The following is a 14,377-nucleotide window of genomic DNA, read 5'->3' as shown; positions in this document are numbered from 1 at the left end:
GTCCCATGAGCTATCAGGCAGATCCTTCGCGGTACGAGTCCATGGTCTACCGCCGGAGCGGGCGCAGCGGCGTCAAGCTGCCCGCGGTGTCGCTCGGCCTCTGGCACAACTTCGGGCACAACCGGCCGTTGGACACCCAGCGCGCGATCCTGCGCCGCGCGTTCGACCTCGGTGTCACGCACATCGACCTGGCCAACAACTACGGCCCGCCGTACGGCTCGGCGGAGACCAACTTCGGCCGGATCTTTGCCGAGGACTTCAGGCCGTACCGCGACGAGATGCTGCTGTCGACCAAGGCCGGTTACGACATGTGGCCGGGCCCGTACGGTGAGTGGGGCTCACGCAAGTACCTGCTGTCGAGCCTCGACCAGAGCCTGTCGCGGATGGGGGTCGACTACGTCGACATCTTCTACTCGCACCGTTTCGACCCGGAGACTCCGCTCGAGGAGACGATGGGCGCGTTGCACAGTGCGGTGCAGCAGGGAAAGGCCTTGTACGTCGGCATTTCGTCCTACAACGCCGACCGCACCGCCGAGGCGGCGAGGATCCTGCGCAGCATGGGGACGCCGCTGCTGATCCACCAGCCGTCGTACTCGATGCTCAACCGGTGGATCGAGGAGAGCCTGCTCGACACCCTCGGCAAGGAGGGGATCGGGTGCATCGCCTTCTCGCCGCTTGCGCAGGGCATGCTCACCGACCGATACCTGGGCGGCGACATTCCGGCGGACTCCCGGGCGGCGCAGGGCACCTCGCTGTCGCCCGATCTGCTGACCGCTTCCGCGCTCGCGCACGTGCGCGCGCTCAACGAGATGGCGAACAGCCGCGGCCAGTCGCTCGCGCAGATGGCCCTCTCGTGGTCGCTGCGTGACAGCCGGGTCACCAGCGCGTTGATCGGTGCGAGCAGCGTGGCACAGCTCGAGCAGAACGTCGCCGCGCTCGACCACCTCGACTTCACCCCCGAGGAACTCGAGGCGATCGACCAGCACGCCGTCGACGCCGGCATCGACCTCTGGTCGCGCTCGCGCTCGGCCTGATTCGTCGACACCGGTGATCATTGCCGGGCGGCGTCCCCCGATGAGATACTCGGCCGGCCTTCGGGAGTGAGGGCCGGAGCGTCTGGGGGACGCCATGAGCCGTGCGGAGCCGAAGCACTACCTCCGGCCCTGCCTGCTCCTGCTGTTACGTGAGCATGCCGATCACGGCTACGACCTCGTCGACCGGTTGGCTCCGCTCGGCCTCGGCGACGAGGACTCCGGCAGCGTCTACCGCGCCCTGCGTTCGCTCGAGCACGATGGGCTCGTGCGGTCCCGGTGGGACCGCTCGGCGGCCGGCCCGGTGCGGCGCACCTACGACCTGACCGCCGACGGTCTCGCCGACCTCGTCGGCTGGGTCCAGGCACTGGAACAGACCCGGAGCGAGCTCGACTACTTCCTCTACCGCTATGCGGTGCTGGTCGCGACCCGGCAGCGGACACCGTTGCCCCGCCCGCCCTCGCGCCGCGCGGCGGATGAGGCGCCGCGCGACGCCGGGCAGGTATCGCCGCCCGAGGCGTGACCGTCGGCGGCGGTCAGGCCGCCGCGAAGGATCCGGCGGTCGCCGGCACCTCTGGCACCGCAGGCACCGCCGGCTCCAGCGCGACCTCGAGCAGGTCCGCGACGTCGCCGACCAGGCGGATGTCGAGCTGCTCGCGGACCGCCTCGGGCACGTCGTCCAGGTCCGGCTCGTTGCGGGCCGGCAGGAAGACGGTCGTCAGGCCGGCGCGGTGCGCGGCCAGGAGCTTCTGCTTCACTCCACCGATCGGCAGCACCCGGCCGCCGAGCGTGACCTCGCCGGTCATCCCCACCTCACCGCGCACCGGTCGACCGCTGGCCAACGACGCGAGTGCCGTCACCATCGTCACACCCGCCGACGGCCCGTCCTTGGGGACCGCGCCCGCCGGAACGTGCAGGTGCACGGTCCGCCGCAACGCGTCGGCGTCGACGCCGAGCGCCGCACCGTGGGCCAACAGGTAGGACAAGGCGATCTGCGCAGACTCCTTCATCACGTCGCCGAGCTGGCCGGTGAGCCGCAGGTGCGGGTCGCCGTCCATCGCGGTCGCCTCGACGAAGAGCACGTCGCCACCGGCACCGGTCACCGCCAACCCGGTCGCCACTCCCGGCACCGCCGTACGCTCGGCGCTCTCCGGGGTGAACCGCGGCCGGCCGAGGTAGTCGACCAACTGTGCCGGCCCGATGTGCACGGGAGCCGTGGTCGAGTCGGCGATCAGCTTCGTGGTGACCTTGCGCAGCACCTGCGCGATCGCCCGTTCCAGCTGACGCACGCCGGCCTCACGGGTGTGCTCGCCGGCGATGAGCCGAAGGGCCTCGTCGTCGATCTGCACCTCGTCCGGGTCGAGCGCGGCCCGCGACAGCTGCCGGGGGAGCAGGTGGTCGCGCGCGATGGCGACCTTCTCCTCCTCGGTGTAGCCGTCGAGCCGGACGACCTCCATCCGGTCCAGCAGTGCGTCCGGGATCGTCTCCGCGACGTTGCCGGTGGCGAGGAAGAGGACGTCGGACAGGTCGAGGTCCAGGTCGAGGTAGTGGTCGCGGAACGTGTGGTTCTGCGCCGGGTCGAGCACCTCGAGCAGCGCGCTCGCCGGGTCGCCGCGGAAGTCCGCGCCGAGCTTGTCCACCTCGTCCAGCAGCACCACCGGGTTCATCGACCCGGCTTCCTTGATCGCCCGCACGATCCGGCCGGGCAGTGCGCCGACGTAGGTACGCCGGTGCCCCCGGATCTCCGCCTCGTCCCGCACGCCGCCGAGGCTGACGCGCACGAAGTTGCGGCCGAGCGCGCGCGCGACCGATTCGCCCAGCGAGGTCTTTCCGACCCCGGGCGGGCCCACGAGCGCGAGTACCGCACCGCTGCCGCGCCCACCGACCACCTGCAGGCCGCGCTGGGCCCGCCGGGTGCGCACGGCGAGGTATTCGGTGATGCGGTCCTTGACGTCCTCGAGGCCGGAGTGGTCCGCGTCGAGCACGGCCCGGGCCGCACGGACGTCGGCATTGTCGGTGGTGCGGGTGTCCCACGGGAGTTCGAGCACCGTGTCGAGCCACGTCCTGATCCAGCCGGTCTCCGGGCTCTGGTCGCTGGAGCGTTCCAGCTTGCCGACCTCGCTCAGCGCGGCCTCGCGCACCTTCTCGGGCAGGTCCGCCTTCTCGACCCTGCCGCGGTAGTCATCGGCACCGTCCGGCTCGCCTTCGCCGAGTTCCTTGCGGATCGCGGCGAGCTGCTGGCGCAGCAGGAACTCGCGCTGGGACTTCTCCATGCCGTCCCGCACGTCGTCGCGGATGCGCTCGGCAACGTCGAGCTCGGCCAGGTGGTCGCGGCCCCATTCGGTGAGCCGCTCCAGCCGGGCGTCGACGTCGGCGGTCTCCAGCAGCCACAGCTTCTGGTCACTGTCCAGGTAGGACGCGTAGCCCGCCGAGTCGGCTAGCTGGCCGGCGTCGGTGATCTGCTGCACGCTGTCCACGACCTGCCAGGCGCCGCGCTGTTGGAGGATGGAGATCAACAGCGACTTGTACGCCGAGGCGAGGTCCTTCGTCCGGGCGGTCGGCTCGGTCTCGTCGACCGAGGTGGCCTGCACCCACAACGCCGCGCCGGCACCGGTCACGCCGGACCCGATGCGGGCCCGGCCGAGCGCGCGGATCACCGCGGCCGGCTCTCCGCTGGGCAGCCGGCCGACCTGCTCGATCGCGGCGAGCACGCCGACGGGCGCGTGGGCGCCGCGGATCCGCGGCACGACGAGCAGCCGGGAGTCGGCCGCGGTGCGGGCCGCGTCGACGGCCGCTCGGGTTTCGGTGTCCAGTTCGACCGGCAGCACCATCCCCGGGAGAACCACGGCGTCGGTGAGCGGGAGGACAGGAAGTTCGTATGTTTCGGGCATCAGGGCCCCCTCAAGATCGTGCCTATTCATGTTGTGTGGTGTCTAAGGCGTGGCCCCGGTCGACGATTCCCGCGCGGGCCGCGGTTTCGCTTTGGGCATACCGGCGATTTGTCCGTCCGCCCGGCCACACCGTGCGGTACCGGTCCAATGACGCTCTGTAGTGGTGAAGGCAAAAAGCTTGTACGCAGCGTGTCGGCGGACGAGGGTGGGCTCGCGTACCCGGTCGACAGCCCGGGCGTCGACCCGGGCGGGATCGGAAGTGGGGGGCCGCCATGCGGCGTACAGCGGGTTCTCGTGGGCACCGATGGCCGGCCCTGGCCGTGCTCGTCGCGACGGTGTGGTGGTTGTCCGCGCCCGGGGCGTGGGCGGCGCCGCACGGGGATGGCGCTGGCGACCTGCGGGTGCTCACGGTCGACCGGTCGCGGCTGCCTGGTGTCACCGCGATCGCGGTCGCACCGGACATGCTCTCCGAGCTCTCCCTTCCGGCCGGGTCCTTCTCGGCGCGTCGCGGCGACCGGCGGCTGCCGACGACCGCGGTCCGGCTGGCCGACGGTCACCTCGAGGTCGTGCTCGTGCTCAACCGTGCCGTCAGCGCTGCCGCGCTGAGCGAGGAGCAGGCGGCGGCCGCCGAGCTGGTGCACTCGCTGCCCGCCGGGGTGCCGGTGCATGTCTACGACGACGCGACGGCGACCATCCGACCGACCGGCCGGGCCGAGGCCGAGGCGGCTATCGCCGGCACGACCCGGTTTTCGGCCTCGCCGATGGACGGCGGGCTGACCAGCGTCGCGCTGACCCGGCCGGCGACCGCGCGGCGGGAGTTCGTCGTCCTGACCGCCTGCCCTCGGGATGATCCCGCCTCCGACGACCAGCAACTCGCCAACGCGCTGTCGGTCGCCGGTCAGCAGCTCGACGTCATCGGGGCGGGCACCGGGTGCGGGGCCGGACTCGCCGCGGTCGCCCGGGGTACGGGCGGCAGCCTCGTCACCGGTAAGTCGCCGGGCGAGGTCGCCGCCGCCGTCGACCGGGTCGCCCACGGGCTACTGGCCGAATACGAGGTGTCCTTCCGCCTCCCCGCCGGTGCGGTGCCGTCGGTGACCCTCGCGGTCAGTGCCCAGAACGTGCGGGCGGAGGAGGCGATCCGGATCGCCGGCCCGCCCGCACCGCCGCCGCACGATCTCAGTGACACCGCCACGATCGCCATCGGGGCCGGGGTCTCGGTGGGGCTGCTCGGGCTGACCGTGCTGCTCGTGGCGATCGACCGTCGCCGGACCGCGGCGGTCTAGCCGGCCACGGGTACGGCGAGCGCGATCACGTTGTCCAGGTAGGACCGCCGCGCCCGGTCGAAGCCGCCGCCGCAGGTGACCAGCGCGAGCCGGGACGGGCCGGTGGTGCGGAACAGATCCTGCCCGCGCAGCGCGGGTTTCGGCACCCGGCGGTTGGAGACGATGCGGTAGGTCCGCCGCGACCCGTCGGCGCTCACGACGGCGAACCGGTGGCCGGGCGACAGCTCCGCGAGGTGGAAGAAGAGCCCGTAGGCACCGTTGTAGTCCACGTGCGCGGCGAGGACGGTCGTTCCGTGCGGGTCACCCGGGCGGGCGCCGTAGGACCACCACGCCACGGTGCGGACGTTCGGCGGCACCTGCATCTCACCCGTCGCCCGGTCGGTGCCGACCGCGAGGACGGGCGCGTCGACGTCGAGCGCGGGAACGACCAGCCGGGCGGGTATCCGCGCCGCCCTGGCCTGCAATTCGGTGAGCCGGGCCGGGTGGCTCCCCAGGCCGCCGGAGCTCCGCCGGGCGGCCGTCGGCGACGGCGGCGTCGGCTGGTGCCGGACGGCGGTGGGCGACCTGGTTGGAGCGGATCCGCGGGCGGCCGGCTGTGCCGGGCCAGCCGTCTCGTGGACCAGCACCAACCCACCACCGACGGCGAGGACGACGGCGGCGACGGCCAGCGCCGCCGGCCGGCGCCATCGCCTTACTGCGGTCCGGCCTGAAGGCACCGGGTCAGGAGGTGTCACCGGGCGTGCGGTCCCGGTGGGTGCGGCCAGCGGCCCGGCGGGACACGGTGAGGGCGCCACCCACGCCGACGAGCACCGCCGCCGACAGCCCGATCGTGCCGGCGACGCCGATCGACCCGCCCGACGTCGCGGCCGCCCGGGCCGGCTGCGCCTCGGCGGCGAGTCCGCTGTTCCCGGTGTCTACCAGCACCGGGTGGCGTTGCACGCCGGACTTGCTCAGGTGAATGGTCTGGGCGAGCCAGTCGAGGCTGTTGTCGCCCGTGGAGCCGATGAGGTACAGCGCCGTCACGGTCCCGGCCTGCACCGGCACCTGTGCCGGCGGCATCAACGTCAACCCGGTCGACGCGGACTTCACGGCGACGGTGTGCGTTCCTGCGCCGACGGTGGTGTTGACCTGACCGGGCGAGACCACCGGGGCCAACGCGCCGTTCCCGACGGTGACGCGCAGCTTCGGCGCGTCGGCGACGTCGCGGACGACGATGGCCGAGCCCTTCCCGTCAGGCAGGAGGTTGGCGAGGTCGTCGTCCCGGTAGGCCGTCATGACCGGGCCGCCGTGCTCGTTCAGTCCCACCGCCACCGTGAGGTGCGCGCCGGCGGGGACCGTCAGCGTGCCCGCCACGATGGGCGCTCCGGTGGTGTCCCCGTGCCGGCGTACCTGCACGGTGTGCCGGCCGGGCGGAAGGGGCAGCGGGTCGGTGATCCGCTCGGGCGAGAACGAGCTGAGTACCGGCTTGCCGTCCACCGAGACGTCGGCCAGCAGGCCGCGTACCCCGTGGACGACGGTGACCTGGGCGTCGGCGCCCGCGTGGGCCGGGGCCTGCCGGGGCGCCGCCGCGGCCGGAGTGGCGAACACCCCGCCCGCGAGGATGACGGCGCCGCCGGTGATCAGGACCCCCATGCTCGGCCGCAGCCGAGCCAGCACGTGTTGCATCGTGAGACCCCCCATGTTGGGTGTCCGCCCGAAACACCGCTCGAAAAGATGCCCGGACGGTAGCCCGGCCCACCGCGATTTGACTACGAGGCGTACAGAAATCGCGCCGCTACATCACCCTGGGTGACAGCTCCTTGCCCACTCATTTGGCTTGAACGTCACGACCCGGGGCGGACTGCGAGGAACCGGGTGACGGCGGTGGCGTCCTTCGCGAGTGCGGCGGAGTCGTCGGGATCGAGGTCGTCGAACTGCGTCACCTCGACCCGGCCGTCGACCAGCCGCCACTTCGCGGCCGCCCGCCCGCCCACCAGGGCGAACGGCCGGAACACGCCATTGCTGGTGACCAGGTCGTGGTGGGCTCCGACGATCGACTCCCGCGACGTCCAGCCGAGCAGCACCGGATCGAAGGCGCCGAGCAGTCGCGGCGGGGGTGTCGACGCGGTACGGCGCCGGCCGGGCAGATCGACCAGACCGTCGTCTCGTCGGAGCAGGCCGTCGACGGACTCGATCGCCGTACGCGCGTCGCCGAGACGGAGCCCCGCCCAGCGCGCCAGATCCTCCGCTGTCGCGGGACCGTGCCCGGCCAGGTATCGCCGGCCCAGGCAGGCCAGCGCGGCATCGCGGTCGATGGCGGGCGGCGCACCGACCCAGTCCTTCGCCGAGACGAACGCGTGCTCGGCGCCGACCATGGGCCCGCGCACGATCAGGCCGCGCAGCGTGGCGAGGAACAGCAGGTGCGGCAGTGCCTGGCCCTCGGTACGCACGCCCTCTGCACTGATGCGCTCGCGCAACTGCTGTCGCGTCAGCGCCGCCCCTCCGGTGACGGACCGGGCGATTACGTCGACGCCGCGTTCGGCGGCCTCGGCGCTCACACCCTCCTGCCGGAGGCGTCGGGAACAACTGGTGAGCAGTTGCGGTGTGGTGAGCTCATGCAGCCACCAGAAGTCCTCGCGGCGTACGAGGTGCAGGGTCCCGCGGTTGAGCCAGCTGACCACCAGCGACCGCCGCGCGTTCAGCGCCTCGTCGACATCGGCGGCCCGAAGTCCGGTGGACCGCGCCCGGATCGCCAGGCGCATCCCGCGCGGATCCTGTGCCTGCACGGCCAGCAGCCGGTCGGTGACCTCCTCGGGCGTGCGGGCACGTCGCCCCGAGAGCAATTGGGCGGCGAATCGCTGCTGCATCGTCGCCGTTCCCGCTGGCTGCGTCACGCGCCCGATGTTAAGGCTGCGCGGTGATGCGGGAGATGGCCGGCTCGCTGCCGCTGCACCGACGGGAATCCGCGCCGCTGTGCCCTTGCTTCGCTGGGCGGAGCAAGGGCACAGGGTCGTTCGACAGAGCTGCTCACACCGCGAGTCTGGCAGCCCCCTAAGCGCCAGACTCGCGGTGATGAGCAGGTTGATCGGTCAGGGAGTCCCGACCGGCCCGGTGGTCATCGCGCCGTGGCAGGGACTGATCCCCGCGCTGACGTGCGCCAGGTCGGGATTGGTGGCGCCGGGTGCGGTGATCAGGAGGTTGTGGCTCGTGGTCGGCGTGCAGTTGAGGACCGCAGGGTTGGGATAGTGCAGGTAGAAGTGGGTCGAACCGCCGGCAGTCAGCACGACCGTCGGGGCGGAGCGGACGTCGTGGGTCACCGTCGTCGCCAGCGGGCTTCCGGCGTCGTTGAACAGCAGCGCGCCGACGTACCCGTGCAGGTTGCAGGTGGCACTTCCGGTGTTCGTCAGCCGGAAGTTCACGTAGACGTTGCCCGCGGCGCCTTCGGTGCTCTGGTACGTCGCCTTGAGGTTCTGGCTGTAGCACCGAGGCGTCGTGGTCGACGCCGATGCCGGCTCGCTGGCCGACGCGACGACGATTCCTCCGACGACGGCTCCGACCAGGACAGCGATTGCCCCGGCCCGGCCGAGGGTTGACCAGGTGACGTATTTCATCGGTGACTCCTTGGGCCCTGTGCCGCACCCCGGTCGGGGCGCTCACTATCTAGAGCCGGTAGACGGGTGCAAGATACGTCACGGCACGAACCGAACCGGTGGGACACTGCCCGGGTGCCTGCGACCACGACGACGGTGCCGGATCCCGCGCTGATCGTGCTCGTCGGACCGTCGGGAGCGGGCAAATCCGCGTGGGCCACATCCCGTTACCGTGCGCAGGAAGTCGTGTCCTCCGATGCCCTGCGCGGCGTCGTCGGCAGCGGCGAGCACGACCTCGACGCCTCGGTCGACACCTTCGCCGTCCTCGACCGGATCGTCGACGCCCGCTGCCGGCGCCGGCTCACCACGGTGATCGACACGCTCGGGCTAGACCGGGACCGTCGTCGCGGCTACCTCGCCCGTGCCGCGGACGCCGGGCTGCCGGCGGTCGTCGTCCTCTTCGACACCGATCCCGCGGAGTGCCGGCGCCGGAACCGGTCCAGGACGCGGCCGGTCCCGAGCCCGACTCTCGATGCTCAGCTGCGCCGGATGACCGCGGTGGTGGAGGAGGTGGCCGGCGAGGGCTGGGACGCCATACTGCACGACGTCGACAGCGTGTCGATCGAACCCGCACACACGCCCGGCGCCGCGTCGGCCGGGGCCGAGCAGCGGCGCCGCCCGACCCGGCTGGGGTTCGTGCTGCAGATCTCCCGCTTTCCATGGGGAGACGACCCCGCCCGCTGGCTGACCGACATCGTCGGCGCGGCAGCCGAATCCGGCTTCGAGGGCATCGCGTTGATGGATCACCTGATCCAGGTACCGCAGGTGGGCCGCGCGTGGGAGCCGATTCCCGAACCGTGGGTCACCCTGGGAATGCTCGCCGGGCTGCCGACCGAACTCCGGCTCGGGACCCTGGTGACGCCGGTGACCTTCCGCGCGCCGGGGATCCTCGCCAAGACCGTCGCGACGCTCGACGCCCTCAGTGGTGGCCGTGCCTTCTGCGGTATCGGCGCGGGCTGGTGGGCCCGGGAGCACGACGGGTTCGGGTTGCCCTTCCCGCCGGCCGGCGAACGGCTCGACCTGCTGGAGTCGTCGGTGGAGACGCTTCGGGCGTTGTGGCGCTCGGGCACCAAGGCCTACGCCGGCCCGCACGTCTCGCTGCCGGAGACCACCTGCTATCCCCGGCCGGTGTCCGACATCCCGATCATCGTCGGCGGCGGGGGGGAACGCCGCACGCTGAAGATCGCCGCGCAGTACGGCGACGGATGCAACCTGACGTCCGACCTCGACTCGCTCGACCGCAAGATCGCCGTGCTGCGCGAGCACTGCGCACAGGTCGGTCGGGACCCGGCCGACGTGGCGATCACCGTCCTCGATGTCCCGGTCGTCGGCGCCGACCGGGACGAGATCGCGAAGCTCGTCGAACGGCTACGCGGCCGGTCGAGTGCGGAGGCATTCGCCCGCACCCACCATGCCGGGACGCCCGCCGACCACGTGGGTCGCTACCGCGTGCTCGCCGATCGCGGCGTCGCCACGGTGTTCGTGTCGTTGCCCGATCTGGCGGGACCGGACGAGGTACGGCGGTTCGCATCGGTGGTCGGCGCGTTCGGCTGAGGTTGGCGCGACTCCCGGCTGCGGTTGCCGGAGGCGGTGAGCTCGCCGGTGTAGGCGTCGCTGACCTCCTGCAGGAAGTCGAGTGCGTCGATCGCCTCGTCCTCGTCGATCCTCGACAGTGCGAAGCCCATGTGGATGAGGATCCACTCGCCGGGCTGCAGCGCGCTGTCGCGGATCAGGCCGATGTTGATCGCGCGGCGTACGCCGGCCACCTCGACCTGGGCGATGTCGCTGTCGTCGGAGATCTCCACGACGACTCCGGGGATGCCGAGGCACATGAGGTCAGCCGCCTTCCGCGCCGGCGAGTTCCCCGCCGGCCAATGAGATCGATTCGAGCAGCATCTCGTCGCCGGCGTCGACCTGGAGGTCGGTCGAACCGCAGGCCGGGCAGATGTCGAGCGGGTCGTCGGACTCCGACTCTTCGCCGCAGTCACGACACTGTGCGCGCAGCGGCACGGTGACCAGGTCGACCCGCGCCTCCTCCGCCACCGATCCGGCCGCGACGAGCGAGAAGGCCATCTGCAGCGCGGGCTCGGACACCCGGTGCAACACCCCCATGCGGACCCTCACCCGGGTCACCTTACGGCCTGCCGCCCGCCGCTCGACCGCATCGAGGATTCCTTCGCACAAGCCGACCTCGTGCATGTCGTCGACCTCCTACCGCCGACCACTTACATCTGTCGCATCCGCAGGTAGCGCTTGACGTCCGGCACGCTCGTGACCACCACGGCGCCCACTCCCAGCACCGCGACGACCCTGACCACTCTCATCAGATTCTTCATGGTCCTTCCTCTCCTCGACGAGCTCTTCGACGAGCCGGCGGACAGCGCGTTCGGCATCCGGGATCGCCGCCGCGACCGGCGGGCTGAGCCCCATTCCCTCCTCGACCACCTGCGGTTCGCAGCCGACGATCAGCACCCGGCCGACGGCGTCGGTCGCCGCGGCGTCGGACAGCGTCGCCACCAGGGCCAGCACGGCTGCCGGCTCCATGCCGTGACCGTCGACGGGAGGCCCCTCCGGGGGCCGGGAAAGCGCGGTCAGGTCCGGCTCGATCACCGACACCGTGCCCGCCGGCTCGCCCCGGGGTACGGCGTCCACCAGCACCAGCACGTCGTAGCCGTCGAGCAGTTGGTAGGCGAGATGGACGCCGCGGATGCCGATGTCGACGACCTCGACTCCGTCGGGCATCGGGGTGCCCAGCAGCCGGTTGGCCACCTCGACACCGAACCCGTCGTCGCCGAGGAAGATGTTGCCGATGCCGGCGACCAGGATCCGACCGGTCATGGGCGCACCTCGATCGGCTCGACCTCGTCGGGACGGAAGTAGCGGAACCGGCCCTGCGCCTGTTGCAGCTCCGCGGCCGGGTCACCGTCGATCGTGACCGCGAGATGGTCACCCTCGTCGACGTCGCGGAGAACCGCCTGCACCGTCGCGAGCCGTCCGTCGAGGAAGAGGTCCTGCGCGTCGCTACGGCGCACGCCCGGACGCAGGTAGACCTGACTGCCCTTGCCGACCAGCACGCCGCGCACCTCGATCAGGTCGCTCTCCGGGGATACCGACGAGTCGGCTTCCGGATTCCACCAGGGCGCCGGATCCGCCGTCGGCGCATCCGGGACGTCGAGAGTGGGGAAGTCCGCGCCGGCGGAGGTGGTCTCCCGCAGATAGCGGATCGCGCCGTGCAGTCGGTCGAGCACCTCCGGCGGCAGGTCGTCGACGCGGTCGATCACCGCCTCGGCGCGGGGATCGGTGCCCCGTGCCTCGCGTTTCTCCTCGTCGGTGAGCGCGAGCGTGCGCAGGTTGAGAATCTCCTCGATCTCGGTCGAGTCGTAGAGCTCGCCGGTGCTCTCCGGCGCGATCTGCGGGAAGTCGTAGAGGATGATCGGCGAGGCGAGCATGACGTCGTTCCGGCCGTTGCCGACCAGCACCGGCCACGCATTGCGGTTGGTGCACGCCGTCGTCGCCGGGCGGGCCCACTCGGGCGGGTCGAGCAGCGAGAGAAACCCGCCGTCGGAGATGGTGAGAATCGCGTGGGTCCCGACCATCGACCGGCGCATCGCCTGCGGGCGGTCGGGCGGGTCGGCGTCCGCTGTGCCGGACGGCCACGGCGTGACGTTTTCGACCACGGCGTGCAGCCGGATCGCGCCGTACGGGCCGGGGGTGCGTTCGGCGGAGAGCCGCAGCCGGCCGGTCAGCGGCAGTCTTTTCCGGACCAGCCGGCCGACCACCGCGCCTGCCTCCCGTACCTCTTCGACGTCCTGCCCGCCGTCGACCTGGAAGTCGACGACCTGCTCGCCGGACAGCAGCCGGTCGAGGGGGATGCTCGCCCCAGCCTGCTCGGCGACGCCCTCCTCCCACGGGACGATCCGCCGGTCGGCGAGTTCCAGCGCCTCGGTGGACACGAAGCGCCCGGAGCCGGCGTCCTCGGCCCGCTCGACGGTGCGCGCCTGAATCTGCAGGAAGCGCACCTGCACCGACACCGTGCACCGGTCGCTGCGCGACTCCACCAGGCATTCGGTCGCCATGTCCCACTGTTCGCTGAGGCCGTCGGCGACGGCGCGCGGGACCAGGACGCCGAACTGCCAGCGCAGCCGGTTCTTCTGCCCCGACGCGCGGTAGGGGTAGAGCACGTAGCCCTCGTAGAGGACCGCGTCGGCGACCCGCCGCGCCTGCTCGAGCGCCGTCGCGCGGTCGATCGCCGGGCTGGCGGCCGAGGTCATCGGGCGGCCTCCTCGGTACGGCGCAACAGCGACTCCACCGTCTCGTCCCACGTCGTGAGCCCGTGCCGCGACTTGAAGTCCTGCAGCGCGTCGACGGTCTCGACCCGCATCCGTAGCCATGCCGATCCCGGAAAGCTGAGATCCATCAGCGTGCGCCAGGTCGCGACCGGCACCCGGACGTTGATCTCCCGATCCCACGGGATCTGGTCGACCAGCATGCCGTCGCCGCCGCGATAGAACACGGTCCCGCTGAAGAGCAGCAGGAGCGGGATCTCCCCGCCCCGCAAGGCGTGGAAGTACTTCGCGGCGGCCACCTCGAAGTCGTAGGTGCACGGCACCGCGACGTCGACCTCGGTGCTGCCGGTGAACGCCGGCAGGACGAAGGGCACGGTCGCGAACTGCAGCGGCTTGAGTGTGTCGCCCCAGCGGGTCCGGTCGCCGAAGAGGTCGAGCAGCCGGGCTGCTTCGTCGTCGTCGTAGCGACGCCGCTGCGGCTCGATCCGGATCTGGCAGCGGAGTACGCCGGTGTGGATCCGGGCCCCGCTGTCCTCGCCGACCTTCAGCCCGAACAGCAGCGTGGGGGAGGCGGCGTAACGGTCGGGCGTGACGCCGGAGCATTCGAAGGACAGCGACGGCATGTCAGCGGTCCGCGGTGTAGGGCCGGCTGCGCGCCTGCAGCCGGTCGAAGAAGTCGTCGATCGTCTGCCACGCCTCGGCGCCGCCGGCGAAGCCCTTCCAGTTCATGCGGACCAGGCCGACCAGTTCGTAACAGGCGTCGATCGGGACGAGATAGCACTCGTAACGGCCGTCCCGTTTGCGGACGAGCAATGCCTCGACGTCGGGTTCGAGCAGCGCGGCGAGACGGTTGGCGGAAGTGACGTCCGCCCAGGTCTCCAGCGAGAGCAGGCTCTCGGTCGCCCCGGCCGGGCTCGGGTAGAAGGCGTTGGTCTGTCCGGCGATCGAATTCACGAAGAAAAACGCCATGCTGACGGGGATCTGCAGGAGATCCCATTGGGCGTCGGTGATGGCGAAGGCGGCATCGTAGAGATGGCGGTCGGGCACCGAGCGGTACCTGCCCTGGGCCGCGGTCGGATTGGTGAACAGCAACGAACACGCGCGGCAGGTGCACATCAGTGCCCGCTGCTCGACGTTGACCACGTGCCGGTGCTCGTCCTCGAGCGGCTCGCCGCACATTTCGCAGACCTCGCCGGCACGGACCGGCTCCCGCGGCTCCCGGAATCGCCGGAGTGCGGCGATGTCCGGGGAATTCGC

General features: G+C 71.6%; 15 protein-coding genes. 4 read left to right on the top strand and 11 right to left on the bottom strand.

Going from position 1 to position 14,377, the window contains the following annotated elements:
- The first annotated feature begins 5 nt into the window (after nucleotides 1-5).
- Nucleotides 6-1,034, top strand: a complete 1,029-nt coding sequence (mgrA, locus tag VGH85_20530; protein ID HEY2176200.1) for an L-glyceraldehyde 3-phosphate reductase — start codon at nucleotides 6-8, stop codon at nucleotides 1,032-1,034.
- Between the two features lie 94 nt (nucleotides 1,035-1,128).
- On the top strand, nucleotides 1,129-1,554 hold the full coding sequence (locus VGH85_20525; protein HEY2176199.1) for a helix-turn-helix transcriptional regulator: 426 nt from the start codon (nucleotides 1,129-1,131) through the stop codon (nucleotides 1,552-1,554).
- Nucleotides 1,555-1,567: 13 nt separating this feature from the next.
- Here the strand turns inward: VGH85_20525 and lon are convergent, their stop codons facing one another.
- On the bottom strand, nucleotides 1,568-3,922 hold the full coding sequence (gene lon, locus VGH85_20520; protein HEY2176198.1) for an endopeptidase La: 2,355 nt from the start codon (nucleotides 3,920-3,922) through the stop codon (nucleotides 1,568-1,570).
- Between the two features lie 272 nt (nucleotides 3,923-4,194).
- On the opposite strand from lon, the gene VGH85_20515 reads away from it, so the two are divergent.
- On the top strand, nucleotides 4,195-5,205 hold the full coding sequence (locus VGH85_20515) for a hypothetical protein (protein HEY2176197.1): 1,011 nt from the start codon (nucleotides 4,195-4,197) through the stop codon (nucleotides 5,203-5,205).
- On the opposite strand, the gene VGH85_20510 is transcribed toward VGH85_20515, so the two are convergent.
- The 4 genes from VGH85_20510 to VGH85_20495 form a co-directional block, all read right to left on the bottom strand.
- A complete protein-coding gene (locus VGH85_20510) occupies nucleotides 5,202-5,921 on the bottom strand; it encodes a class F sortase (protein ID HEY2176196.1) in 720 nt (239 codons plus the stop codon). The genes VGH85_20515 and VGH85_20510 overlap by 4 nt on opposite strands.
- 4 nt (nucleotides 5,922-5,925) lie before the next feature.
- Nucleotides 5,926-6,861, bottom strand: a complete 936-nt coding sequence (locus tag VGH85_20505) for a DUF4397 domain-containing protein (GenBank protein ID HEY2176195.1) — start codon at nucleotides 6,859-6,861, stop codon at nucleotides 5,926-5,928.
- 167 nt (nucleotides 6,862-7,028) lie between these two features.
- Entirely contained in the window at nucleotides 7,029-8,078 is a 1,050-nt protein-coding gene (locus VGH85_20500; GenBank protein HEY2176194.1) for a winged helix DNA-binding domain-containing protein, read from the bottom strand.
- A gap of 195 nt (nucleotides 8,079-8,273) precedes the next feature.
- The gene (locus VGH85_20495; protein ID HEY2176193.1) at nucleotides 8,274-8,795 is read right to left on the bottom strand and encodes a DUF4232 domain-containing protein; all 522 of its coding nucleotides are present in this window, start codon (nucleotides 8,793-8,795) and stop codon (nucleotides 8,274-8,276) included.
- A 114-nt stretch (nucleotides 8,796-8,909) separates the two neighbouring features.
- Here VGH85_20495 and VGH85_20490 point away from each other — a divergent pair, with 114 nt between their 5' ends.
- Nucleotides 8,910-10,388 (top strand): LLM class flavin-dependent oxidoreductase, encoded by a 1,479-nt coding sequence (locus VGH85_20490; protein HEY2176192.1) that lies wholly within the window; start codon nucleotides 8,910-8,912, stop codon nucleotides 10,386-10,388.
- On the opposite strand, the gene VGH85_20485 is transcribed toward VGH85_20490, so the two are convergent.
- The 6 genes from VGH85_20485 to VGH85_20460 are packed head-to-tail and all read right to left on the bottom strand — an operon-like array spanning nucleotide 10,277 to nucleotide 14,362.
- A complete protein-coding gene (locus VGH85_20485) occupies nucleotides 10,277-10,666 on the bottom strand; it encodes a HypC/HybG/HupF family hydrogenase formation chaperone (protein HEY2176191.1) in 390 nt (129 codons plus the stop codon). The two genes, VGH85_20490 and VGH85_20485, sit on opposite strands and share 112 nt — an antisense overlap.
- A 4-nt stretch (nucleotides 10,667-10,670) precedes the next feature.
- Entirely contained in the window at nucleotides 10,671-11,033 is a 363-nt protein-coding gene (locus VGH85_20480; protein HEY2176190.1) for a hydrogenase maturation nickel metallochaperone HypA, read from the bottom strand.
- 12 nt (nucleotides 11,034-11,045) lie between these two features.
- Nucleotides 11,046-11,672: a hydrogenase maturation protease gene (locus VGH85_20475; protein ID HEY2176189.1), complete on the bottom strand. Its 627-nt coding sequence runs from the start codon at nucleotides 11,670-11,672 to the stop codon at nucleotides 11,046-11,048.
- Complete coding sequence (locus VGH85_20470) at nucleotides 11,669-13,105, bottom strand: hypothetical protein (GenBank protein ID HEY2176188.1); 1,437 nt, start codon at nucleotides 13,103-13,105, stop codon at nucleotides 11,669-11,671. Before VGH85_20470 ends, VGH85_20475 begins: the two co-directional genes overlap by 4 nt.
- On the bottom strand, nucleotides 13,102-13,743 hold the full coding sequence (locus VGH85_20465; GenBank protein HEY2176187.1) for a DUF6084 family protein: 642 nt from the start codon (nucleotides 13,741-13,743) through the stop codon (nucleotides 13,102-13,104). The genes VGH85_20470 and VGH85_20465 overlap by 4 nt, the downstream gene beginning before the upstream one ends.
- Before the next feature lies 1 nt (nucleotide 13,744).
- Nucleotides 13,745-14,362 (bottom strand): DUF5947 family protein, encoded by a 618-nt coding sequence (locus VGH85_20460; GenBank protein ID HEY2176186.1) that lies wholly within the window; start codon nucleotides 14,360-14,362, stop codon nucleotides 13,745-13,747.
- Nucleotides 14,363-14,377 lie beyond the last annotated feature (15 nt).

The organism is Mycobacteriales bacterium (genome assembly GCA_036497565.1).
Taxonomy (GTDB): domain Bacteria; phylum Actinomycetota; class Actinomycetes; order Mycobacteriales; family QHCD01; genus DASXJE01.
This window is presented reverse-complemented; position numbering and strand designations above follow the sequence as displayed.

What these genes read in the sequence shown, in the direction of transcription:
- mgrA (HEY2176200.1), top strand. Translation starts at nt 6, where the DNA reads ATGAGCTATCAGGCAGATCCTTCGCGGTACGAGTCCATGGTCTACCGC.
- VGH85_20525 (HEY2176199.1), top strand. Translation starts at nt 1,129, where the DNA reads ATGAGCCGTGCGGAGCCGAAGCACTACCTCCGGCCCTGCCTGCTCCTG.
- lon (HEY2176198.1), bottom strand. Translation starts at nt 3,922, where the DNA reads ATGCCCGAAACATACGAACTTCCTGTCCTCCCGCTCACCGACGCCGTG.
- VGH85_20515 (HEY2176197.1), top strand. Translation starts at nt 4,195, where the DNA reads ATGCGGCGTACAGCGGGTTCTCGTGGGCACCGATGGCCGGCCCTGGCC.
- VGH85_20495 (HEY2176193.1), bottom strand. Translation starts at nt 8,795, where the DNA reads ATGAAATACGTCACCTGGTCAACCCTCGGCCGGGCCGGGGCAATCGCT.
- VGH85_20485 (HEY2176191.1), bottom strand. Translation starts at nt 10,666, where the DNA reads ATGTGCCTCGGCATCCCCGGAGTCGTCGTGGAGATCTCCGACGACAGC.
- VGH85_20480 (HEY2176190.1), bottom strand. Translation starts at nt 11,033, where the DNA reads ATGCACGAGGTCGGCTTGTGCGAAGGAATCCTCGATGCGGTCGAGCGG.
- VGH85_20475 (HEY2176189.1), bottom strand. Translation starts at nt 11,672, where the DNA reads ATGACCGGTCGGATCCTGGTCGCCGGCATCGGCAACATCTTCCTCGGC.
- VGH85_20470 (HEY2176188.1), bottom strand. Translation starts at nt 13,105, where the DNA reads ATGACCTCGGCCGCCAGCCCGGCGATCGACCGCGCGACGGCGCTCGAG.
- VGH85_20465 (HEY2176187.1), bottom strand. Translation starts at nt 13,743, where the DNA reads ATGCCGTCGCTGTCCTTCGAATGCTCCGGCGTCACGCCCGACCGTTAC.